The sequence below is a fragment of the Ideonella benzenivorans genome (assembly GCF_020387415.1).
Classification (GTDB): Bacteria; Pseudomonadota; Gammaproteobacteria; order Burkholderiales; family Burkholderiaceae_C; genus Ideonella; species Ideonella benzenivorans.
Map to the genome: position 1 here is coordinate 365,770 of NZ_JAGWCB010000020.1, position 21,773 is coordinate 387,542.

General features: G+C 69.9%; 19 protein-coding genes and 1 pseudogene. 16 read left to right on the top strand and 4 right to left on the bottom strand.

Features of this window, described 5'->3' with window-relative positions; genetic code table 11:
* Positions 1-6,105 carry an Hpt domain-containing protein gene (locus tag KGA65_RS20455; protein ID WP_225864967.1) on the top strand — a complete coding sequence of 2,035 codons (6,105 nt, stop codon included), beginning with the start codon at positions 1-3 and terminating at the stop codon, positions 6,103-6,105.
* 71 nt (positions 6,106-6,176) lie between these two features.
* On the top strand, positions 6,177-7,205 hold the full coding sequence (locus KGA65_RS20460) for a GGDEF domain-containing protein (RefSeq protein WP_225864968.1): 1,029 nt from the start codon (positions 6,177-6,179) through the stop codon (positions 7,203-7,205).
* Between the two features lie 6 nt (positions 7,206-7,211).
* On the opposite strand, the gene KGA65_RS20465 is transcribed toward KGA65_RS20460, so the two are convergent.
* Positions 7,212-8,723: a cryptochrome/photolyase family protein gene (locus KGA65_RS20465; protein ID WP_225864969.1), complete on the bottom strand. Its 1,512-nt coding sequence runs from the start codon at positions 8,721-8,723 to the stop codon at positions 7,212-7,214.
* Between the two features lie 59 nt (positions 8,724-8,782).
* Here KGA65_RS20465 and KGA65_RS20470 point away from each other — a divergent pair, with 59 nt between their 5' ends.
* The 6 genes from KGA65_RS20470 to KGA65_RS20495 are packed head-to-tail and all read left to right on the top strand — an operon-like array spanning position 8,783 to position 13,301.
* The gene (locus KGA65_RS20470; RefSeq protein WP_225864970.1) at positions 8,783-9,364 is read left to right on the top strand and encodes a YqgE/AlgH family protein; all 582 of its coding nucleotides are present in this window, start codon (positions 8,783-8,785) and stop codon (positions 9,362-9,364) included.
* Positions 9,361-9,768, top strand: a complete 408-nt coding sequence (ruvX, locus tag KGA65_RS20475) for a Holliday junction resolvase RuvX (protein ID WP_225864971.1) — start codon at positions 9,361-9,363, stop codon at positions 9,766-9,768. The genes KGA65_RS20470 and ruvX overlap by 4 nt, the downstream gene beginning before the upstream one ends.
* Complete coding sequence (gene pyrR / locus KGA65_RS20480; RefSeq protein ID WP_225864972.1) at positions 9,765-10,268, top strand: bifunctional pyr operon transcriptional regulator/uracil phosphoribosyltransferase PyrR; 504 nt, start codon at positions 9,765-9,767, stop codon at positions 10,266-10,268. Before ruvX ends, pyrR begins: the two co-directional genes overlap by 4 nt.
* Positions 10,269-11,231: an aspartate carbamoyltransferase catalytic subunit gene (locus KGA65_RS20485; RefSeq protein ID WP_225864973.1), complete on the top strand. Its 963-nt coding sequence runs from the start codon at positions 10,269-10,271 to the stop codon at positions 11,229-11,231.
* Positions 11,228-12,535 (top strand): dihydroorotase, encoded by a 1,308-nt coding sequence (locus tag KGA65_RS20490; protein WP_225864974.1) that lies wholly within the window; start codon positions 11,228-11,230, stop codon positions 12,533-12,535. Before KGA65_RS20485 ends, KGA65_RS20490 begins: the two co-directional genes overlap by 4 nt.
* Before the next feature lie 4 nt (positions 12,536-12,539).
* Positions 12,540-13,301, top strand: coding sequence for a lysophospholipid acyltransferase family protein (locus KGA65_RS20495; RefSeq protein WP_310740996.1), 762 nt, complete (start codon positions 12,540-12,542; stop codon positions 13,299-13,301).
* A 22-nt stretch (positions 13,302-13,323) separates the two neighbouring features.
* On the opposite strand, the gene gpmA is transcribed toward KGA65_RS20495, so the two are convergent.
* Positions 13,324-14,067 (bottom strand): 2,3-diphosphoglycerate-dependent phosphoglycerate mutase, encoded by a 744-nt coding sequence (gene gpmA, locus KGA65_RS20500; RefSeq protein WP_225864975.1) that lies wholly within the window; start codon positions 14,065-14,067, stop codon positions 13,324-13,326.
* A gap of 144 nt (positions 14,068-14,211) precedes the next feature.
* On the opposite strand from gpmA, the gene KGA65_RS20505 reads away from it, so the two are divergent.
* The 4 genes from KGA65_RS20505 (at position 14,212) to KGA65_RS20520 (ending at position 16,571) form a co-directional block, all read left to right on the top strand.
* On the top strand, positions 14,212-14,628 hold the full coding sequence (locus tag KGA65_RS20505) for a rhodanese-like domain-containing protein (protein ID WP_225865019.1): 417 nt from the start codon (positions 14,212-14,214) through the stop codon (positions 14,626-14,628).
* 110 nt (positions 14,629-14,738) lie between these two features.
* A complete protein-coding gene (gene grxC, locus KGA65_RS20510; RefSeq protein WP_225864976.1) occupies positions 14,739-14,999 on the top strand; it encodes a glutaredoxin 3 in 261 nt (86 codons plus the stop codon).
* A 97-nt stretch (positions 15,000-15,096) separates the two neighbouring features.
* Positions 15,097-15,552: a protein-export chaperone SecB gene (gene secB / locus KGA65_RS20515; RefSeq protein WP_225864977.1), complete on the top strand. Its 456-nt coding sequence runs from the start codon at positions 15,097-15,099 to the stop codon at positions 15,550-15,552.
* Positions 15,553-15,578: 26 nt separating this feature from the next.
* A complete protein-coding gene (locus tag KGA65_RS20520) occupies positions 15,579-16,571 on the top strand; it encodes an NAD(P)H-dependent glycerol-3-phosphate dehydrogenase (protein WP_225864978.1) in 993 nt (330 codons plus the stop codon).
* Between the two features lie 18 nt (positions 16,572-16,589).
* Here the strand turns inward: KGA65_RS20520 and KGA65_RS20525 are convergent, their stop codons facing one another.
* Complete coding sequence (locus KGA65_RS20525) at positions 16,590-17,063, bottom strand: tRNA (cytidine(34)-2'-O)-methyltransferase (RefSeq protein ID WP_225864979.1); 474 nt, start codon at positions 17,061-17,063, stop codon at positions 16,590-16,592.
* Positions 17,064-17,093: 30 nt separating this feature from the next.
* On the bottom strand, positions 17,094-17,852 hold the full coding sequence (locus KGA65_RS20530; RefSeq protein WP_225864980.1) for a ComF family protein: 759 nt from the start codon (positions 17,850-17,852) through the stop codon (positions 17,094-17,096).
* Between the two features lie 21 nt (positions 17,853-17,873).
* Here KGA65_RS20530 and KGA65_RS20535 point away from each other — a divergent pair, with 21 nt between their 5' ends.
* From KGA65_RS20535 to KGA65_RS20550, 4 genes and pseudogenes are all read left to right on the top strand, one after another.
* Entirely contained in the window at positions 17,874-18,773 is a 900-nt protein-coding gene (locus tag KGA65_RS20535; RefSeq protein WP_225864981.1) for a methyltransferase domain-containing protein, read from the top strand.
* Between the two features lie 358 nt (positions 18,774-19,131).
* A pseudogene (coxB, locus tag KGA65_RS20540) lies at positions 19,132-19,929 on the top strand (cytochrome c oxidase subunit II); the annotation flags it as partial.
* Between the two features lie 82 nt (positions 19,930-20,011).
* Entirely contained in the window at positions 20,012-21,640 is a 1,629-nt protein-coding gene (ctaD, locus tag KGA65_RS20545) for a cytochrome c oxidase subunit I (protein ID WP_225864982.1), read from the top strand.
* Between the two features lie 10 nt (positions 21,641-21,650).
* Complete coding sequence (locus KGA65_RS20550; protein ID WP_225864983.1) at positions 21,651-21,770, top strand: cytochrome oxidase small assembly protein; 120 nt, start codon at positions 21,651-21,653, stop codon at positions 21,768-21,770.
* Positions 21,771-21,773: the final 3 nt, after the last annotated feature.

Consider the following 21,773-nt stretch of genomic DNA (forward strand, 5'->3'; position numbering starts at 1 on the left):
ATGGACTCAACTCACGATCACGAACTGCCGGGAGACCTGAGCGCACTGGCCTGGGTGCAGGACGAGCTGCGGCGCACGCTGGACAACGCCCACAAGTCGCTGCGTCGCCAGCTGCGCAACCAGGAGCTGCAGCCCGCGGACACCGGCCGAGGCCAACCCCATCCCGCCCTGCAGCAGGCCCGTAACCTGATCCATCAGGGGGTGGGGGCGCTGGCGCTGATCGGCCAGGGCGCGGCCGCCCGCGTGTTGCGGGCCAGCGAGCAGCTGGTGCAGCGCCTGGATGCGGACGAGCTCGTCTGCAGTGCCGAGGTCGTGGACGCGATCGAGCGGGCCTCCTTTGCGGTGCTGGATTTCCTGGCCCGGCAGCTGGGGGGACGTTCCGCCTCGGCGCTGGGGCTGTTTCCCCAATACCGGGTTGTGGCCGAGCTGGCCGGGGCCGACCGGGTGCACCCGGCCGATCTGTGGACCGAGACACCGACGCTGACCACGACCGTGGCGACCGCTGGCGCCACGCCGGACCCGCGGGTGCGTCAGGCCATCGAGGCCCGACTGCTGAAGTACCTGCGCAGCGGGGACGCGGCGTCGGCCCGCCGGATGAGCGATGCCTTCGCGCAGCTGGCCGGTCAGACGGCGGGGCGGCTGGGCGAGGCCTGGCAGCTGGCGGCCGCCTTCTTCGAGGCCCAGTCGGTGGGGCTGTTGGTGCCCGACCTGTATGCGAAGCGCCTGGCCTCGCGTCTGCTGGTGCAGTTGCGGGCCGTGGAGCGTGGTGTGCAGGATTGCCCGGACCGCCTGCTGCAAGACCTGATGTTCTTCTGTGCCCGGGCCGGACGTGACCCGGCCAAGGCCCCGCGCCTGGCCGAAGTGGCCACGCGCTTGGCCCTGCCAGCCCTGGCGGAGGAGCGCTACGACGAGAGCCCGTTGGGTCGGTACGACCCGGCGCTGGTGCCGGTGGCGCGGCGGCGCATCGCAGCGCTCAAAGAGACTTGGTCGTCGGTGGCGGCGGGTGAACTGGCCGCGCTGCCGAGCCTGCACGAGCAGACCGCGCAGGTGGCGGAATCGATCCGCCAGATCTACCGCGAGGGCGAACGCCTGGCCCAGGCGTTGCAAGCGGCGACCGACACCGCCGTGGCCTCGGGCCGCGGCCCGGCGCCCGAGCTGGCGATGGAAGTGGCCACCACGCTGCTGTGCCTGGACGCCTCGCTGGACGAGGCCGACCCGGAACACCCCGACCTGCAGGACCGCATCCAGCAGGTGGCCGGGCGGCTGGAAACCGTCTCGGCCGGCCAACCGGCGCCGCCGCTGGAGCCCTGGGTCGAAGCCCTCTACCGGCAGGTGTCGGACCGGCAATCCATGGGCAGCGTGGTGCAGGAACTGCGGGCCACCCTGGCCGAGATCGAGCAGCATCTGGACCGCTTCAACCGCCACCCCGAGGACCGCGAGGTGCTGGCGCCGGTGCCCAACCAGTTCAATGCCATGCGCGGCGTGCTCTCGGTGATGGGGCTGGACCAGGCGGCGCAGGCCGCGCAGCGCATGCGCGATGACGTCCACGCCGTGCTGGCGCAGGAAGCCGAGGCCTCCCATGCGACCGAGCAACTGGCCGACAATCTGGGGGCACTGTCCTTCCTGATCGACATGATGGGGGTGCAGCCCCAGCTGGCGAAGTCGCTGTTCCGCTACGACCCGGAGACCGGGCGCTTTGCGGCGCGCATGGGCCGGGCCAAGGCAGCACCGGCCTCGGCCGAGGTCGAACCGGCCCTGCTGGACCGGGTGCAGTCGCTGGCGCGCAGCGCCGGGCAGGAGACGGTGTCGGCCGAGGACTTGAACCGTCACCTGGAAGGCCTGGCCGACCAGGCCGTGGCGGCCGATCAACCGGCCGTCGCCCAGGCGGTCAGCCAGGCGCGCGAGGCCCTGGCCCAGGCGCCGGACGCCCAGTCCGCCGAGGCCACCCTGGCCGGCGTGGCCCAGACCCTGGCCACCCTGGCCGCACCACCGGCGGCCGCGCCGGTGCCGGCGCCCGCGGTGGCCAGCGACGATGACGACGACATGCGGGAGGTGTTCCTCGAGGAAGCCCGCGAAGTGATCGCCCAGGCCCGCGAGGCGCTCACCCAGTTGGCCGAAGCGCCGCAGGATCTGGACGCGATGACCACCGTGCGTCGGTCCTTCCACACCCTCAAAGGCAGTTCGCGGATGGTGGGCTTGCGCGCCTTTGGCGAAGCCGCCTGGGCCTGTGAGCAGCTCTACAACACGCGGCTGGCCGAGGCCCTGGTGCAGGCGGACGCCGCGCTGCGCGGCTTCACCGGCCGGGCGCTGGATGACCTGGCAGACTGGGTCGACCGTGTGGCCGCCGACCAGGAAGACTCGCCGCGTGGCGAGGCGCTGATCGCCGATGCCCAGGCCCTGCGGACCGGGGGAACACCCGCCGCCACGCCGCCGGTGGAGGAACCCGTGGGTTGGGCGGCGGCCACGCTGCCCTTGCCGGTGCTGGACGAACCGCTGGCCGCGACGGAGGGGGCTTCGGCTCCCGAGACCGCTGCGGAAACCTCCGGCTGGCCCGCCACCAGCTTGGAGGCGATGCCCGACCTGAGCAACGGCGGCGTGGATCTGGCCCTGGACTTGGACCTGGATCTGGGGATGGGCGCGGTTTCGGGGCTGGACCTGAATCTGGATCTGGACCTGAGCGAAGGTGCCCCCTCCGAGCCGGAGACCGCCGTGCCGGCCGAGGGGCGGCCGGCCCTGCTTGACGTGCCCGAGGGGTTGGTGGACCGGGTGGCCATCGGCGCCGCGCCCGAGCCCGTCGCGGTACCAGAGCCTCCGCTGCCCCTGCCGGATGCGTCTGCACCGGACTGGTCCGATACGCAGCTGGAAGAGGCGGCCGCCGAGTCGACGCCGGGGGACGCGCTGCCGCCCGTGGTCAAGGACGAGCCGGTCCATCTGCAGGCCCTGGTGCCGGAGGCGCTGCACGAGCGTGTCCCGTCGGGCGAGCTCCTGGCGCCGTCCGAGGCGCCTGCGTTCTCCGCCGAGGCCGAGGACGATGCCGAACGCTACAAGGTGGTCGGTCCGCTGCGCATCCAGATCGCGCTGTTCAACATCTACCTGAACGAGGCCGACGAACAATCCCGCCGGCTGTCGGTCGAGCTGTCCGAATGGCAGCATGAGCTGGACCGCCCGGTGGGCGAGACGGCGGTGGCCTTGGCGCACTCGCTGGCGGGCAACTCCGCCACCGTGGGTTTCCAGGATCTGTCGGCCCTGGCGCGGCGGCTGGAGCATGCGCTGGAGCGTTCCCAGGCGCGTGGCCGCGGCGAGGCAGCCGAGGCGGCCTTGTACCTGGCGGTGGCCGAGGAAATCCGCCGGCTGCTGCACCAGTTCGCGGCCGGCTTCCTGAAGACCATGCAGCCAGAACTGCTGACGCAGCTGAGCGCGCACGAGCACGACGAAGCCGCACTGGCGGAGCGCCTGGCCGAGCCGGTGCCGCCCTTGGCGGACGTGTCCGAGCCGGACGAGGTCGAGGGGATGCCCGAAGAGACCGACGGGCCGGTGACCTCGTTCGCGTCCCTCAATCCGCTGGGCGAGATGCGTTTCTCGGCGCTGGAAGACGCGCCCTTGGCCGAGCCGGTGCCGGTTCCATCGCCCCATGCGGGTGCGGTGACGCTGCTGGGTGAACAGATCGAGGCGGCCGATGCGATCGACCCGGAGCTGTTCGGCTTCTTCGTCGAAGAAGGGGCCGAGCTGCTGCCGGAACTGACCGCGCAGCTGCGGCAATGGGAGTCCCTGCCCGATCAGGTGGCCCCCGGCGTGGCGGCGATGCGGGCCCTGCACACCTTCAAGGGCGGAGCCCGGCTGGCCGGCGCGATGCGCCTGGGCGAGATGGCCCACCGCCTGGAGACCGCCATCGAGCGGCAGACCGCCCAAAGCCTGGTCGAACCGGCCACGCTGGCCCAGCTCTACCAGGGCGTGGACCAGTTGGCCGAGGAGTTTGAGCGCCTGCGCAGTGGTGACGCCGAGGCCCTGGCGCCCGTGCCCTCGGCGTCGGCCGTGATGCCGGCCGCGGTCGAACCGGCGATGGTGGATTCCCTGGCCGAAGCGCTGGTGGAGGCCGCACCCGAGGCGGTGCCGGTCGCCGCCGAGAGGGTGGCGGGCGGCGCGGCGCCGGAGGCTGCTGCCGAGCCGGCGGTGCGCGTGGACTGGGCCCGTTTCAAGACCCAGGCTCTGCCGGGGGGGGGCCTGACGCCGGTCGAGACGGGGGCGGAGCTGATGGCAGCGGGCAGCGTGCGCGTGCGTGCGCCGCTGTTGGACCGCATGGTGAGCCATGCCGGCGAAGTCGGCATTGCCCGGGCCCGGATGGAGACCGACGTCAACCAGATGCAGGGCAGCCTGCGCGAGCTGACCGACAACCTGGAACGCCTGCGGCGCCAACTGCGGGACATGGAGTTGCAGGCCGAGACCCAGATGGCCAGCCGCATCGAGGCGGCCCGCAGTGCCCAGCAGTCCTTCGACCCGCTGGAAATGGACCGCTTCACCCGGGTGCAGGAGCTGACCCGGATGATGGCCGAATCGGTGGCCGACGTGGGCACTGTGCAGCGCAGCCTGCAGCAGACGCTGCAGGATGCCGAAGACCAGTTGGCCATGCAGGAGCGGCTGGCGCGCGATCTGCAAGACGATTTGTTGCAGGCCCGCATGGTGGAGTTCGACACCCTGTCCGACCGGCTCTACCGTGTGGTGCGCCAGTCCGCCAAGGAGACCGGCAAGCAGGTGCGGCTGAACCTGTCCGGGGGCGGCATCGAACTCGACCGCGCGGTGCTGGACCGCATGGCGCCCCCGCTGGAACATTTGCTGCGCAACGCGGTGGTGCACGGCATTGAGCCGACGAGCCTGCGTGAAGCGCTGGGCAAACCGGGCGTGGGTCGCATCGACGTGCTGGTGCGCCAGAGCGGCAACGAGGTCGAGGTGGATGTGCGGGACGATGGCGCTGGCCTGAACCTGGCCCGTATCGCCGAACGGGCCAGTGCCGCCGGCCTGCTGGCGCCGGACAGCCGGCCCACCGAGGCCGAATTGGCCTCGCTCATCTTCGCGCCCGGTTTCACCACCGCGACCGAGGTGACCGAACTGGCCGGCCGCGGGGTCGGCATGGATGTGGTGCGCACCGAGGTGACCGCGATGGGCGGCCGCATCGAGACCGCCAGCACCTCCGGCCAGGGTACGGCCTTCCGCATGGTTCTGCCGCTGACCACCGCGGTGACGCAGGTGGTGTTGATGCAGGCCGGTGCCCAGGTGGTGGCGGTGCCGTCGACGCTGGTTGAAACCGTGCGCCGCGTGCCGGTCGAGGAGGTGCAAAAGGCCTATGCAACCGGCACGTTGCGCCATGGGGACGAGGACCTGCCCTTCTTCTGGTTGGGCAGCCTGCTGCAGGAGGCGCTGCGGGGCGCCCTGGAAGGGCGCAGCATCCCGGTGGTGATCGTCCGCAGTGCCGAGCAACGGGTGGCTGTTCACGTCAGCCAGATCCTGGGCAACCAGGAAGTGGTGGTGAAGAACCTGGGGCCGCAACTGTCCCGGCTGCCGGGCCTGACCGGGATGTCGGTCCGGGCCAATGGCGAGACGGTGCTGATCTACAACCCGGTGGCCCTGGTGGCCGTGTATGGGGCGGAGGTCCGGACGCGCCTGCAGGCGGTGGTGCCGGCCGGGGCGGTCGATGCGGCGCCGACGCTGCCGGCGGCGGAGCCCGAGGCCAAGGCACCGCTGGTGCTGGTGGTCGACGACTCGCTGACCGTGCGGCGCGTGACGCAGCGCTTGCTGCAACGTGAAGGCTACCGGGTGGCGCTGGCCAAGGACGGCCTGGATGCACTGGAGCGTCTGGCCGAGGAGCGACCGGCCGTGATGCTGTGCGACATCGAGATGCCGCGCATGGATGGCTTCGACCTGGTACGCAATGTGCGTGGTGACCTGCGGTTGAACGATTTGCCCGTCATCATGATCACCTCGCGCATCGCAGAAAAGCACCAAGACCATGCCCGCTCCCTGGGGGTGAACCATTACCTGGGCAAGCCCTATGACGAAGAGGCGCTGCTGGCGCTGGTCCGGGGCTACACACAGGAGGCGGCTGCCCACTGAGGCCGGACAATGACGCTGCGGGAAGGCGGGGCCATCGGCCCGGCACCACCCTGTGTCATGATGTTTCCGCCATGCCTGCCTTGATCGAGCAACTCGCTGCGCTGACCGGTCTGCGTGATCGGGATGCGCTGGACGCCGGCCTGGTGGCCGCGGTGGCCGATCTGACCCATGCCCGCCGGGTGGCCGTGCACCGCGTGGTGGGGGACGATGGGGCGCAGCGCTGGTTGACCCGGGCCCAGCGGGGCGAGGCCGGGACGACGCCGTCACTGGCCTCCCTGTGGTCGGACAGCCAGGACCAGCCCACGCTGGACGAGCAGCCCGCCTGGCGGGACTGCCTGCGGCTGGGCCAGATGCGGCCCTGGCATGCCGCCGACCGGCTGAGCCTGTTCCCGCTGCCGGGCCAGGGCCGGCAGGGCGGGGTGGTCGAGGTGGTCAGCGACCGGGCGCTGACGCCGAACCAGATCCGCGGGGTCCAGGCCATTCTGGCGCTGGTGCGCAACCAGCTGGGCCTGCTGGACTACAGCGAACGCGACACGCTGACCGGTCTGCTCAACCGCAAGAGCTTCGACGATTCGTTCTACAAGGTGGCCGCACTGCCGGCGCTCGAACTGCTGCCGGAAGGCCAGGCCGAGCGGCGCCAGAGCACGGTGGCGCGCTACTGGCTGGCCGTGCTGGACATCGACCACTTCAAGCAGGTCAACGATGGCTTTGGCCACATCATCGGCGATGAAGTGCTGCTGATGGTGTCGCAGCTGATGTGCAGCAGTTTCCGCTATTACGACCAGCTCTACCGCTTTGGCGGTGAGGAGTTCGTGGTCCTGCTGCGCTGTGCCGCCGAGGACGAGGCCCAGCTGGCGTTCGACCGCTTTCGTCAGCGGGTCAGCAGCCATGCCTTTCCCCAGGTGCGGCATCTGACGCTGAGCATCGGCTTCACCGATGTCCGGCCTGGCGACACGCCGGTGGCCGCGGTGGAGCGGGCCGACAAGGCGGTCTATTTTGCGAAGAACCATGGGCGCAACCAGGTGCGCTGTGCCGAGGCCCTGGTGCGCCAGGGGCTGCTGATCGACGACGACAAGGCCAGCGACGTCGAGTTCTTCTGAGCGCCGTCAGTCGTCGACCGCCGGCGGCGTGCGTTCCTGGCTGCGCACCATGCCGTAGCGGGCCAGCGTGGCCTGGCGGGCCTGGGCATGGTCCACCAGCGGCAGCGGGTAGTCGCTGCCCAGGCGCACGCCCGCCTCGGCCAGCTCCAGCGGCTTGGCCAGCCAGGGGGCGTGCAGCGCGCTGGCCGGCAACGCGGCCAGTTCGGGCACGTAGCGGCGGATGAATTTGCCCTCGGGGTCGAACTTCTCGCTCTGCGTCACCGGGTTGAAGATGCGGAACCAGGGCTGGGCGTCGCAGCCGGTGGAGGCGGCCCACTGCCAGCCGCCGCTGTTGGCCGCCAGGTCGAAGTCGTTCAGGTGCAGGGCGAACCAGGCCTCGCCGCGGCGCCAGTCGATGCCCAGGTCCTTGACCAGAAAGCTGGCGCTCACCATGCGCAGCCGGTTGTGCATGTAGCCGGTGCGGGCCAGCTGGCGCATCGCCGCATCCACCAGCGGGTAGCCGGTCCGGCCCTGGCACCAGGCCTCGAAATGGGCGTCCGCAGTCTTGCCGTGGGCCCAGTGGAGCGCGTCGTACTCGCGCTTGAAGGCATGGCCCACCACATGCGGGTGGTGGTGCAGGATCTGGTGGTAGAAGTCGCGCCAGATCAGTTCCGAGAGCCAGACCGTCGCGCCGCGCGAGCCGCCTGCCATGCGCTGCCAGGCTTCGCGGACCAAACGCCGGATCGAGATCGTGCCAAAGCGCAGATGGGTGCTGAGGTAGCTGGGACCCTTGACGGCCGGAAAGTCCCGCGCCTGGTCGTAGGCGTCGATGCGGTCGAGGAAGTCGGCCAGCATTTCCTTGGCCCCAGCGGTGCCGGAGGGCAGGCGCAGCGTGTGCAGGTCGGTGCGCTGGAAATCGATGTTCTGCAGCTCCGGCACCCCGGCCGGCGGCCCCAGCTCGGCCTGGGGCCAGGGCGCCAGCGCCGCAGCGTGGCGAGCCACCGGGTAGGGCTTCAGATAGAAGGGGTCGAGCTTCTTCAGCCAGGCGTTCTTGTAGGGCGTGAAGACCGAGAACGGGGTGCCGCTGGCGGTCATCACCTCGGCGCGCTCGCACACCACATGGTCCTTGCTGGTGTAGAACGAGATGTCCTCGTCGGCCAGATGGCCCAGCACGGCACTGTCGCGGGCCAACGCGTCGGGTTCGTCGTCGTGGTTGGCGAACACGGCCTGCACCCGCAGCTGCCGGGCGAGGGCCGGCACCACCTGGCAGGCCGGGCCGTGACGCACGATCAGCCCCACGCCCTCCACCCCATGGGACAGGCCCAGGGCGCGCAGTTGGCCGTCCAGGTCGGCCAGGCTGTCGCGGATGAACTCCACCCGCCGGTCCTGCCGGGGCAGGGGGGCCAGGATGTCGGTGTCGAACACGAACAGGCAGAACACCTGGCGGGCGGCCCGGCAGGCGGCATGGAGTGCCGCATGGTCCTCGGCACGCAGATCGCGCCGGAACCAGACCAGCGCACGGTCGAAACGGGTCGTCATGGCGTGAGTGTCGCGGTGAATCGTCCGCCAGGCGAGAGGGCTGAAATAGAATGCGCGCCATGGCGGCGGACGGCATCAACCTCACCAACCAGTTCCTGATCGCGATGCCAGGCATGGCGGACGATCGCTTTGCTGGCGCCGTGGTCTACCTGTGCGAGCACAACGACCAGGGGGCGCTGGGGCTGGTGGTGAACAAGCCGGTGGACATCAACCTGGGCGAGTTGTTCGAGAAGATCGACCTCAGCCTGGAGGACACGGCGCTGGCCGGCCAGCCGGTGTATTTCGGCGGCCCGGTGCAGACCGAGCGGGGCTTTGTCCTGCACGACGCCGGTCCGGCCGACGAGGCCGAGGCCTACAACTCCACCCTGACCGTGCCCGAAGGCCTGGCCATGACCACCAGCAAGGACGTGCTGGAGGCCATCGCCCGTGGCGAAGGCCCCAAGCGGGTGCTGGTCACCCTGGGCTACAGCGGCTGGGGGGCGGGGCAGCTGGAGGATGAGCTGGGCCGCAACGGCTGGCTGACCGTCCAGGCCGATCCGCGCATCATCTTCGACACCCCGGTGGACGAGCGCTATGCGCAGGCCCTGGCGCTGCTGGGCATCGATCCGCGCATGCTCTCGCAGGAAGCGGGGCACGCATGAGCATGGGTGGCACGTCCACCTCGTCGTTCCTGGCGTTTGATTTTGGTGAGAAGCGGGTGGGGGTGGCCACCGGCTCCAGCCTGATGCGCCAGGGCCAGCCGCTGCGCACCGTGGCGGCCCAGGGCGATGCCCGGTTTGCTGCCATCGCCGACCTGATTGCGCAATGGCAACCCGACGCGCTGGTGGTGGGCGTACCGTTCCATCCCGATGGCGCTGAGCATGACAACACCCGCCGGGCACGCAAGTTCGCGCGCCAGTTGCATGGGCGTTTCCATCTGCCCGTGCACGAGGTGGACGAGCGCTACACCACCACCGAGGCGCTGGCCGCCGGCGCGGCCGATGCCGACGCCGCCTCGGCCGCCCTCATTCTTGACCAGTTCTTCCGGGAGCACCCCACCCCATGAGCAGCCTGTCCCTTGATGCCGAGGCCCTGTACGTTGAACTGCGGCAGGGCGTCAAAAGCCTGCTGAAGCCCGACCTGTCGCTGGTGGGCATCTGGTCCGGAGGGGCTTGGCTGGCCGAGCGCCTGCAGGCCGACCTGGGCCTGCCCGGCGAGCATGGCGTGATCTCCAGCACCTTGCATCGGGATGACTTCGGTGCGCGCGGCCTGGCCAGCACCGCCGATGCCACCCATCTGCCGTTCGCCATTGATGGCCGGCACATCCTGCTGATCGACGACGTGCTCTACACCGGGCGCACCATCCGCGCGGTCATCAACGAGCTGTTCGACTTCGGCCGGCCCGCCAGCGTGCAGCTGGCGGTGCTGGTGGATCGGGGCGGGCGTGAGCTGCCGATTCAGCCGGCGTTCGCGGCCGCCCGCGTGACGCTGCCGGCGGCCCAGCGCCTGTCGCTGGCCCGCACCGACGGCAGCGCCTTCACCTTCACCCTCCAAGAGGAGCACTGAATGCTCTCCAAGCGCAATCCGCAGCTCAACCAGCACGGCGAGCTGATCCACTTGCTGACCACCGAGGGCCTGCCCCGGGACGTCATCACGCAGATCCTGGACACGGCCGGGACCTTCCTGTCCGTCAACGACCGCGAGATCAAGAAGGTGCCGCTGCTGCGCGGCAAGAGCGTGTTCAACCTGTTCTTCGAGAACAGCACCCGCACCCGCACCACCTTCGAGATCGCGGCCAAGCGCCTGTCGGCCGACGTGGTCAACCTGGACATCGCCAAGTCCAGCACCGCCAAGGGCGAGACCCTGCTGGACACGGTGGCCAACCTCTCGGCCATGCACGCCGACATGTTCGTGGTGCGCCACAGCGAATCGGGCGCGCCCTACCTGATCGCCCAGCACTGCGCGCCGCATGTGCACGTGGTCAACGCCGGTGACGGCCGCCATGCCCACCCCACCCAGGGGCTGCTGGACATGTACACGATCCGCCACTTCAAGAAGGACTTCACCAACCTGTCGGTGGCCATCGTCGGTGACATCGTGCACTCGCGCGTGGCGCGCTCGGACATCCATGCGCTCACCACGCTGGGCGTGCCCGACATCCGCGCCGTCGGCCCCAAGACCCTGGTGCCGGGCGACCTGGCCGGCATGGGGGTGCGGGTCTGCCGCGACCTGGCCGAAGGCATCCGCGGCGCCGACGTGATCATCATGCTGCGCCTGCAGAACGAGCGCATGAGCGGCGCGATGCTGCCCAGCGCCGGCGAATATTTCAAGACTTACGGCCTGACCGACGAGAAGCTGGCCCTGGCCAAGCCCGATGCCATCGTGATGCACCCGGGCCCGATCAACCGCGGCGTCGAGATCGACTCGCCGGTGGCCGATGGCACCCACAGCGTGATCCTGCCCCAGGTCACCTTCGGCATCGCTGTGCGCATGGCGGCGATGTCCATCATCGCGGGGAACGAAGCATGAAAGTCCTGATTCGCAACGGCCGTGTGGTGAACCCGGCCACCGGCCGCGACGAGCGCGCCGACATCGCCGTGGCCTCGGGCCGCATCCGCAGCATCGGCGGCATCGCCGCCGACTTCACGCCCGACCGCATCCTCGAGGCCGAGGGCTGCGTGGTGTCGCCCGGCCTGGTGGACCTCTCGGCTCGCCTGCGCGAGCCCGGCCACGAGCACGAAGGCATGCTGGAGAGCGAGCTCAACGCCGCGGCCGCCGGGGGCGTGACCAGCTTGGTCTGCCCGCCCGACACCGACCCGGCCTTGGACGAACCCGGTCTGGTGGACATGCTGAAGTTCCGCGCCCGCAAGCTGAGCCTGTGCCGCTTGTTCCCGCTGGGGGCGCTGACCCGCGGCCTGGCCGGCGAGACGCTGACCGAGATGGTTGAGCTGACGGAGTCCGGCTGCGTGGGCTTTTCGCAGGCGGAAACGCCGGTCCGCGACACCATGGTGTTGCTGCGTGCGATGCAATACGCCTCCACCCACCACTACCCGGTGTGGCTGCGGCCGCAGGACGCCTGCCTGGGTTCCGGCGTGGCGGCCAGTGGGGCGGTGGCCACGCGGCTGGGCCTGTCGGGCGTGCCGGTGGCCGCCGAGACCATCGCGCTGCACACCCTGTTCGAGCTGACGCGCGCCACCGGCGCCCGGGTCCACCTGTGCCGCCTGTCCAGCGCGGCCGGCGTGGCCCTGCTGCGCCAGGCCAAGGCCGAGGGCCTGCCGGTCACGGCCGATGTCAGCATCAACTCGCTGCATTTGACCGATGTGGACATCGGCTACTTCAACTCGGCCATGCGCCTGAACCCGGTGCTGCGTCAGCAGGCCGACCGCGACGCACTGCGCGCCGGCCTGGCCGACGGCACCATCGACGCGCTGGTGTCTGACCACACCCCGGTGGACTCGGACGCCAAGACCGTGCCCTTCGCCGAGGCTGAACCCGGTGGCACTGGCCTGGAACTGCTGCTGAGCCTGGCGCTCAAATGGGGCCAGGACAGCGGCCTGTCGCTGGCCGAGACCCTGGCGCGCATCACCAGCAAGCCGGTGCAGGTGCTGGGCGAATCGCTGGGCTCGCTGGCCGGCAGCGCCGGGCAGATCGTCGAGGGCGGCGTGGCCGACCTCTGCGTGTTCGACCCCAGCGCCGTCTGGCAGGTCAGCCCGGGCATCCTGAAGAGCCGCGGCAAGTCCACGCCCTTCGAGTTCAGCCACAGCGGCATGGCGCTGCCGGGCCGGGTGCGCGCCACGCTGGTGGCCGGCACGGTGGCCTACCAGGCCAGCTGATTCCGTGCTGCGTTCCTTGTTGGGGCTGCCGCTGACGCTCTGGCGTCTGGGGCGGCTGGCGCTGCATTTGCTGCACGGCATGGCGATGGTGGCGCTGCGCTTTCGCACCCTGGATGCCAGGGGGCGCCAGCCTTATGTGCAGTGGTGGAGCGCCAAGCTGATCCGCCTGATCGGCGCGCGGTTGGAGCTGCAGGGCGGGCCGCGCGCTGGCGCCACGCTGTTCATCGCCAACCATGTGTCCTGGCTGGACATCGCCAGCATCCACGCGGCCTGTCCGCAGGCCCGCTTCGTCTCGAAGGCGGACGTGCAGCGCTGGCCGCTGCTGGGCTGGCTGATTCGCCATGTGGGCACGCTGTTCATCGAGCGTGAGCGCAAACGCGATGCGCTGCGGGTGGTGCACCAGATGGCCGAGGCGCTGCGTCAGGGGGATTCGGTGGCCGTGTTCCCGGAGGGCACCACCGGCGCGGGGCCGCTGCTGCTGCCCTTCCATGCCAACCTGCTGCAGGCGGCGATTGCGGTTGAAAAGCCGATCCAGCCCATCGTGCTGCGCTACAGCGAGCCGGGCCAGGCCTTCGGCAGCACGGCGCCCTACATTGGCGACGCCACCTTGATCGGCAGCATCTGGCGCATCGTCAGCGCGCGGGGGCTGACGGTGCATGTGACCTTCCTGCCGGCCGTGGGCAGCACCCATGCGGACCGGCGGGCGCTGGGCGAGCATCTGCACGCGCAGATCCAGGCCCAGCTCGATCAGGCCGTCCCGGCCTGATCGGCGTGGTTCCAAGGGGCGCTCAGGCCTTGCCCTGGCTGGCCACCGCGGCGGCGGCCTTCGCCGCGGCTTCGGCGTCGCACAGGTAGTAGTGGCGGATCGGCTTCAGGTCCGCGTCCAGCTCATAGACCAGCGGAATGCCGTTGGGGATGTTCACGCCGACGATGTCCTGGTCGCTGATGCCGTCCAGGTACTTCACCAGCGCGCGGATCGAATTGCCGTGCGCCGAGATGACCACGCGCTGGCCACTTTGGATCGTCGGGGCCAGCAGCTCGTTCCAGCAGGGCAGCACGCGGGCCACCGTGTCCTTCAGGCATTCGGTCAGCGGCACCTGCTCGGGCTGCAGCTTGGCGTAGCGCGGGTCCTGGCGCTGCCCGCGCGGGTCGTCGGCCTCCAGGGCGGGCGGCGGCACGTCGTAGCTGCGGCGCCAGATCAGCACCTGCTCGTCACCGTACTGCTTGGCCATGTCGCCCTTGTTCAGGCCCTGCAGGCCGCCGTAGTGGCGCTCGTTCAGGCGCCAGTCCTTGACCACCGGCAGCCAGATGCGGTCCATTTCTTCCAGGCAGTAGTTCAGCGTGTGGATCGCGCGCTTGAGCACCGAGGTGAAGGCGATGTCGAAGTCGTAGCCCTCGGCCTTCAGCAGCTTGCCGGCGGCCATCGCCTGGGCGATGCCGGTGGGGGTCAGCTCCACATCGGTCCAGCCGGTGAAGCGGTTTTCCAGGTTCCAGGTCGATTCGCCGTGGCGGATCAGCACGAGCTTGTACATGGCCTTCAGGGCTGCGCGGCGGCAGCGCGGTTTGGGGTTCAAGACAGCGGCCTGCAGCGGGCGGGCGCTGGGGAAAAAGCCCTCAATTCTATAATCCGCCGGCTTTTTCACAGACCCTTGGAATCCTCTCCCATGAGCAGCAACGTGCAATTCCTGATCGACAACTGGGTGCTGGTGGCGGCAGCGGCCGTGTCCGGCGGCATGCTGCTGCGCCAGTCGCTGGCCGGCGGCTCCGGCGCCGGCGTCAGCCCCGACGAAGCGGTGCGGTTGATGAACCGCGAGAAGGCGGCCGTGATCGACGTCTGCGAGCCCGGCGAGTTCGCCGCCGGCCATGTGGTGGGCTCGCGCAGCATTCCGCTGGGCACGCTGGACGCGGCCCAGAACCTGCCGGCCAACAAGGAGCAGCCGGTGATCGTGGTGTGTGCCTCGGGCATGCGCGCCACCCGGGCCGCGGCCCTGCTGCGCAAGAAGGGCTATGCCCAGGCCCAGGTGCTGCGTGGCGGCATGAAGGCCTGGCGCGAAGCCGGCCTGCCGGTCGAGGCCGGCGCCAAGGGCAAGTGAGCCTTGGGGGCCTGGCCGGGTACGGGCTGGGGTAAGAGCCCCTGAGCCGGCAGGCCTTTGGGCGCGAGCCGACAATTGGCGCCTGTCCGATGCGAAGGAGCGAGTTCGCCATGAACAAGGTGCTGATGTACACCACCCAGGTCTGCCCCTACTGCCTGCGCGCCAAGGCGTTGCTCAAGCAGCGTGGTGTCGAGGCGATCGAGGAGGTCCGGGTCGATCTGGACCCGGCCCAGCGTGAGGCCATGATGGCCCGCACCGGCCGTCGCACCGTGCCACAGATCTTCATCGGCGAGACCCATGTTGGCGGCTGCGACGACCTGATGGCGTTGGACCAGCGCGGCGGCCTGATGCCGCTGTTGCAGAGCGCCTGAGCCGGGTCACGGGGGCGCCATGCCCCTGCGCCATAATCTGCGGCCACAGGGCCTGCCCCCATCCCGGTGGCGGGCCCGGTTTCTCTGAAAGACACCCATGGCCGATCAAGATCAGAACCCCGTGTTCCAGCTGCAGCGCGTCTACCTGAAGGACCTGTCGCTGGAGCAACCGAACTCGCCGCAGATCCTGCTGGAACAACAGCAGCCGCAGGTCGACATCCAGCTCAACATGGGCGCCGAGCCGATCGCCGAAGGCGTCTATGAAGTGACCGTGACGGCCACCGTGACGACCACCGTGGGCGACCGCGCGCTGTTCCTGGTCGAGGCCAAGCAGGCCGGCATCTTCGAGATCCGCAACGTGCCGCAGGACCAGCTGCAGCTGCTGGTCGGCGTGGCCTGCCCGCAGACCCTGCACCCCTACCTGCGCGCCATCGTGTCGGATGTCTGCATCCGTGCCGGCTTCCCGCCCATCCTGCTGCCGGAAGTGAACTTCCAGGCCATGCTGGAAGCCCAGCAGGCCCAGGCGGCGGGCGGCGAAGGCGCGCCCAACTGAGCCGCTGACTCCCGCTGAGCAAGGGCATGCGCATTTCGGTACTGGGGGCTGGCGCCTGGGGCACCGCGCTGGCGATTGCCGCGGCACGCCACCACGCGGTGACGCTGTGGGCGCGGAATGCGGCCCAGGCCCAGGCCATGGCGGCCGAGCGCTGCAACACGCGCTACCTGCCGCGGCATGCCTTCCCGGACGCCTTGCAGCCCACGGCCGATTGGGGCGAGGCCCTGGCGGCCGGGCAGGGCGATGGCCTGTATGTGATCGCCACCCCGATGGCGGCACTGCGGGCCACCTTGGCGCAGCTGCCGCACGACGCGCGGGTGCTGTGGCTGTGCAAGGGCTTTGAAGCCGGTACCGGGCGGCTGGGGCACCAGATCGCCCGGGAGGTGCAGCCCAAGGCGCAGTGTGGCGTGCTGTCCGGCCCGTCCTTCGCGCAGGAAGTGGCCGCTGGCCAGCCCACCGCGCTGGTGGCGGCCAGCATGGATGCCGAGCTGCCCCATCTGGCGGTGCAGGCCTTCCACAGCGGCACGCTGCGGGTCTACATGTCCACCGATCCGGTGGGCGTGGAGGTCGGCGGGGCCGTCAAGAACGTGCTGGCGATCGCCACCGGCATCGCCGACGGCATGTCACTGGGGTTGAACGCCCGGGCCGCGCTGATCACCCGCGGGCTGGCCGAGATGACCCGGCTGGGCGTGGCCATGGGCGCGCAGGCCGAGACCTTCATGGGCCTGACCGGCCTGGGCGATCTGGTGCTGACGGCCACCGGCCATTTGTCGCGCAACCGCCAGGTGGGGCTGGCGCTGGCCGAGGGGCTGACGCTGGAACAGGCGCTGGCCCGGCTGGGCCATGTGGCCGAAGGCGTCTACAGCGCCGCCACGGTGGTGGCGCGGGCCCGCGCGCTGGGCGTGGAAATGCCGCTGGCCGAGGCCGTCAACGACGTGCTGCAGGGGCATTTGCAGCCGCTGGAGGCGGTGCACCGCCTGATGCAGCGCGACGCCCGGATGGAAGCCGAAGGCTTCTGAGGCCCGGTGGGCCGCCGTTCAGTCGGCCGCGCCCTCGAAACCACACTGCCGCCACGCTTCGAACACCGCCACCGCGACCGCGTTGCTGAGGTTGAGGCTGCGCTGGCCGGGCCGCATCGGCAGCCGCAGGCGCTGCTCAGCCGGAAAACCCTCCCGCAGCGCGACCGGCAGGCCGGCCGTCTCCTGTCCGAAGACCAGGGTGTCCCCGGCCTGCCAGGACACCTCGTGCGGCCGGCGGCTGGCATGGGTGGTGAAGGCGAAGCAGCGGCCGGGGTCGGGACGCTCCTCGGCCAGGAAAGCCTCCCACGAGGCGTGGCGTTTCACGGTGGCGTACTCGTGGTAATCCAGCCCGGCCCGGCGCAGCAGCCGGTCTTCCATGTCGAAGCCCAGCGGCTCGATCAGGTGCAGCGCGCAGCCGGTGTTGGCGGCCAGGCGGATCACGTTGCCGGTGTTGGGCGGGATTTCGGGGTGGACGAGCACGATGCGGAACATGGCGCGATTGTCGCGCCGTCCGCCGATCCCTCAGCCAGACGGAAGCTCCTCGGCCGGCCGCGGCGTGCGGGCCAGCACCCAGACGCTCACCTCCGCCACGCCACAGCGGTGCAGCAGTTCGGCTGCGGCCGACACGGTGGCGCCGGTGGTCATCACATCGTCCACCAGGGCCACATGCCGACCGGCCAGGCGCTGCGGCAGCGTCGGGTCGGGCAGGAAGGCGTCGCGCAGGTTGGCCTGCCGCTCGGCCGCGTCCAGCCGGGTCTGGGCGGCGGTGTCGCGCCAGCGCTGCAGCCCGGTGGGCCAGGCGGGGCAGTCCAGCGCGCGGGCCACGCGCCGGGCCAGTTCCCAGGCCTGGTTGTAGCCGCGCTCGCGCAGGCGAGCCGGGGCGAGGGGCACCGGCAGCACCACATCCGGCCGGGTGGCGGCGCTGGCGCGCAGGGAGCCCGCCAGCAGCGGGGCCAGCACGCCGGCCAGTTCCGGCCGCTGGCCGAACTTGAAGGCCGTGATCAGCCGGTCCCATGGAAAGGCATAGTCCAGCGCCACCTGGGTGCGGGCCATCGGGGGCGGCTGGCGCAGGCAACTGCCGCAGACCTCGGCTGGGGCCGTCAGCCCCAGGCCACAGCACCGGCAGCGCAGGCGCGGCGGGATGAAGCGGGTCTGGCAGGCCGTGCACAGCCCGCCGGCCACCCAGCTGCCACAGACAGCGCAAGGCGCCGGCCAGTGGCGGGCCAGCGCCGACCCCGCATGGGCCACGGACTTGGCGAGGGCGGACGGCGAAGAGACCATCGGCTCAATATACTGCCGGCCATGACCGAGCCTGTGCGTTCCGAAGTCTCTCTGTCCCGGCTCGATCCCGCCGCCGTGCTGCGCGCCCGGCGGCGCCTGCAGGCGGCTGAAGCGCCCTCCTGGTTGCACCAGGAAGTGGCCCGACGCATGGCCGAGCGGCTGCCGATGATTCGCTTGAAGCCGGCCCAGGTGCTGGACTGGTCGCTGGATGCCGGCGCGCCGGCCGAAGCACTGCTGAGCGCCTATCCCCAGGCCACGGTGCGGCAGGTGAGGACCGAACCGGCTGCTGCGGCCAGTTCCTGGTGGCGGCGCTGGCAGGAGGCCCGCTCGCGCATCCAGGCGGTGGTGCCCGACACCGTGCCGGCGGCCTCGGCCGGGCTGGTGTGGTCCAACATGGCGCTGCATTTCGAGAACGACCCGCCGGCCGTGCTGGCCGCCTGGCGGCGTGCCCTGCAACCCGATGGTTTCGTGATGTTCTCGACCTTGGGGCCAGGCTCGCTGGCCGAGCTGCGGGCGCTGTACGAGGCGGCGGGCTGGGGGCCGGCGCATGTGCCCTTCGTGGACATGCACGACCTGGGTGACATGATGGTGCAGGCCGGCCTGGCCGACCCGGTGACCGACCAGGAGACGCTGACCCTGACCTACGGCAGCGCCGAACAGTTGCTGGCCGAGCTGCACGGCTGGGGCGGCAACTTCTCGCCTGCCCGTCACCCGGGCCTGCGCACGCGGCGCTGGCGCGAGCGGTTGCTGCAGGCCTGGCGCGAGCGGGCCGATGCGCAGGGGCGCATCGCGCTGACGCTGGAGCTGGTCTATGGCCACGCCTTTCAGGCGCCAGACCGTGGACCGGCCGTCAGCACCGAGACCGCGGTGGACCTGGCGACCATGCGGCGCATGTTGCGCGCGCCCTCGCCCCGGCACTGAGGCACTGAGGCACTGAGGCACTGGGGTTGGCCCGATGCTTCATCGGGAGGCTCACTGACTGAGTCGTCGGAGTGAAGCCCAACGCGTCATGGTGTTTTCCATGACGTGACGCGGCGGTCCGGATCGATCTGGATCAAGCCCTAGCAGCACCGCCGGTTCTCGCGTTTGAGTGGAAACGCTCTCCCTGAACGGGACGAGCCTGTCCTACGCTGCGCTTGTCTGCCGAGGGCGTCGCGTGGGGTGTGCCAGTGCCACCCCGGTCGCCGGTGGACGCCACACGACAGCCGTCGCGAAGGGGATGAACAGCATGCTGGGCAGGACCGCGGGATGGACAGGGCGCACCACAGCCGCCCTCGCAATGTGGGGAAGCCACGGGGCCTGGGCGGCCGATGGGCCGGTACAGAGCCTGCCCGGCGGGCCGGCCGTGCGCCAGATGGACCTGGCGCCACCGGCCACGCGCATCGCCGAGGACGTGCAGGTGCTGCACTACGGGCTGCTGATCGTCTGCCTGGTGATTTTCGTCGGCGTGTTCGGGGTGATGTTCTATTCCATCCTGCGGCACCGCAAATCGCTGGGCGCGCAGCCGGCCCATTTCCATGAGAGCACGAAGGTCGAGATCGCCTGGACGGTGGTGCCCTTCCTGATCGTTGTCGGCATGGGCTTTGCGGCCACCAAGACCGTCATTGCACAGAAGGACACGCGCTACGCGGACCTGACGATCAAGGTCACCGGCTACCAGTGGAAATGGGGTTACGAGTACCTGCGCGGACCGGGGGAGGGCATCCACTTCCTGTCGATGCTGGACCCGGCGCAGCGCCAGATGTCCGATGAAGGCAAGCCTTCGGGCAACGACTACCTGCTGAAGGTGGACCACCCGATGGTGGTGCCGGTGGGGCAGAAGGTGCGCCTGATCACCACCGCCAGCGACGTCATCCATTCCTGGATGATCCCGGCCTTTGGCGTGAAGCAGGACGCCATTCCGGGCTTTGTGCGCGACACCTGGTTCCGCGCCGAACGCACCGGTGACTTCTATGGGCAGTGCGCCGAGCTGTGCGGCAAGGAGCACGCCTACATGCCCATCCACGTGCGGGTGCTGAGCGCCGAGGACTATGCCCAGTGGGTCGCGGCCGAGCGCGAGCGCATGGCCGCGGCGGCGTCGGCCGGGCCGCAGCTGGCGGCGGCCACCTCGCCCTGAGTCTCTTCATGTCCCGCGAGTCCGTCTTCTGTCAGGAGCCACGATGAGCGCAGTCCTCGATCCCCATGGCCTGCCGGCCCACGATGCCCATGACACCGCCCATGGCCCGCTGCCCGGCTGGCGCCGCTGGGTCTATGCCACCAACCACAAGGACATCGGCACGATGTACCTGCTCTTCAGCTTCACGATGCTGATGATCGGGGGCGTGCTGGCGCTGTGCATCCGCGCCGAGCTGTTCAAGCCGGGGCTGCAATTCTTCAACCCCGAGCTGTTCAACCAGTTCACCACCATGCACGGGCTGATCATGGTGTTCGGGGCCATCATGCCGGCCTTCGTGGGCTTCGCGAACTGGATGATTCCGCTGCAGATCGGGGCCTCGGACATGGCCTTCGCGCGGATGAACAACTTCAGCTTCTGGCTGTTGATCCCGGCGTCCCTGCTGCTGGTCACCTCGTTCTTCATGCCGGGTGGGGCGCCGGCCGCAGGCTGGACGCTCTATGCGCCGCTGACCTTGCAAATGGGGCCGGCCATGGATGCCGGCATCTTTGCCATGCACATCATGGGCGCCAGTTCCATCATGGGGGCCATCAACATCGTCGTCACCGTGCTGAACATGCGTGCGCCGGGCATGACGCTGATGAAGATGCCGCTGTTTGCCTGGACCTGGCTGATCACCGCCTACCTGCTGATCGCGGTGATGCCCGTGCTGGCCGGCGCCATCACGATGACGCTGACCGACCGCCACTTCGGCACCAGCTTCTTCAACCCGGCCGGTGGCGGGGACCCGGTGATGTACCAGCACATCTTCTGGTTCTTCGGCCACCCCGAGGTCTACATCATGATCCTGCCGGCCTTCGGGATCGTCAGCGCCATCATCCCGGCCTTCGCCCGCAAGAAGCTGTTCGGCTACACCTCGATGGTGTACGCCACCGGCTCCATCGCCATCCTGTCCTTCGTCGTCTGGGCCCATCACATGTACACCACCGGCATGCCGGTGACGGGCCAGCTGTTCTTCATGTACGCGACCATGCTGATCGCCGTGCCCACGGGGGTGAAGATCTTCAACTGGGTGGCCACCATGTGGCGCGGCTCGATGACCTTCGAGACGCCGATGCTGTTCGCGGTGGGCTTTCTGTTCGTCTTCTCGATGGGCGGCTTCACCGGGCTGATCCTGTCGATGGCGCCGGTGGACCTGCAGCTGCAGGACACCTATTACGTGGTGGCCCACTTCCACTACGTGCTGGTGGCGGGCTCGCTGTTCGCGATGTTCGCTGGCTACTACTACTGGGCCCCCAAGTGGACGGGGGTGATGTATTCCGAGACGCGCGGCCGCATCCATTTCTGGGGCTCGCTGATCTTCTTCAACATCACCTTCTTCCCGATGCACTTCCTGGGGCTGGCCGGCATGCCCCGCCGTTACGCGGACTATCCGATGCAGTTCGCCGACTTCAACGAGGTCGCCTCGATCGGCGCCTTCGGCTTTGGTTTCATGCAGGTGTATTTCTTCCTGGCCACCGTGTTGCCGATGATGCGCGGCCGGGGCGAGCCGGCGCCTGCCAAGCCCTGGGAAGGCGCCGAGGGCCTGGAGTGGGAGGTGCCGTCGCCGGCGCCGCACCACACCTTCGAGACACCGCCGCAACTGGACGAGACCGCCACCCGCATCGTCGGCTGAGGAGCACACCATGGCCACACTGTCCACCACTCAGCGCCGCGCCAACCTGCGCCTGGCTTGGACCCTGGCGGCGCTGGCCGTCGGGATCGGCCTGGCCTTCGTGGTCAAGATCGTCTGGCTGAGCGCCTGACGC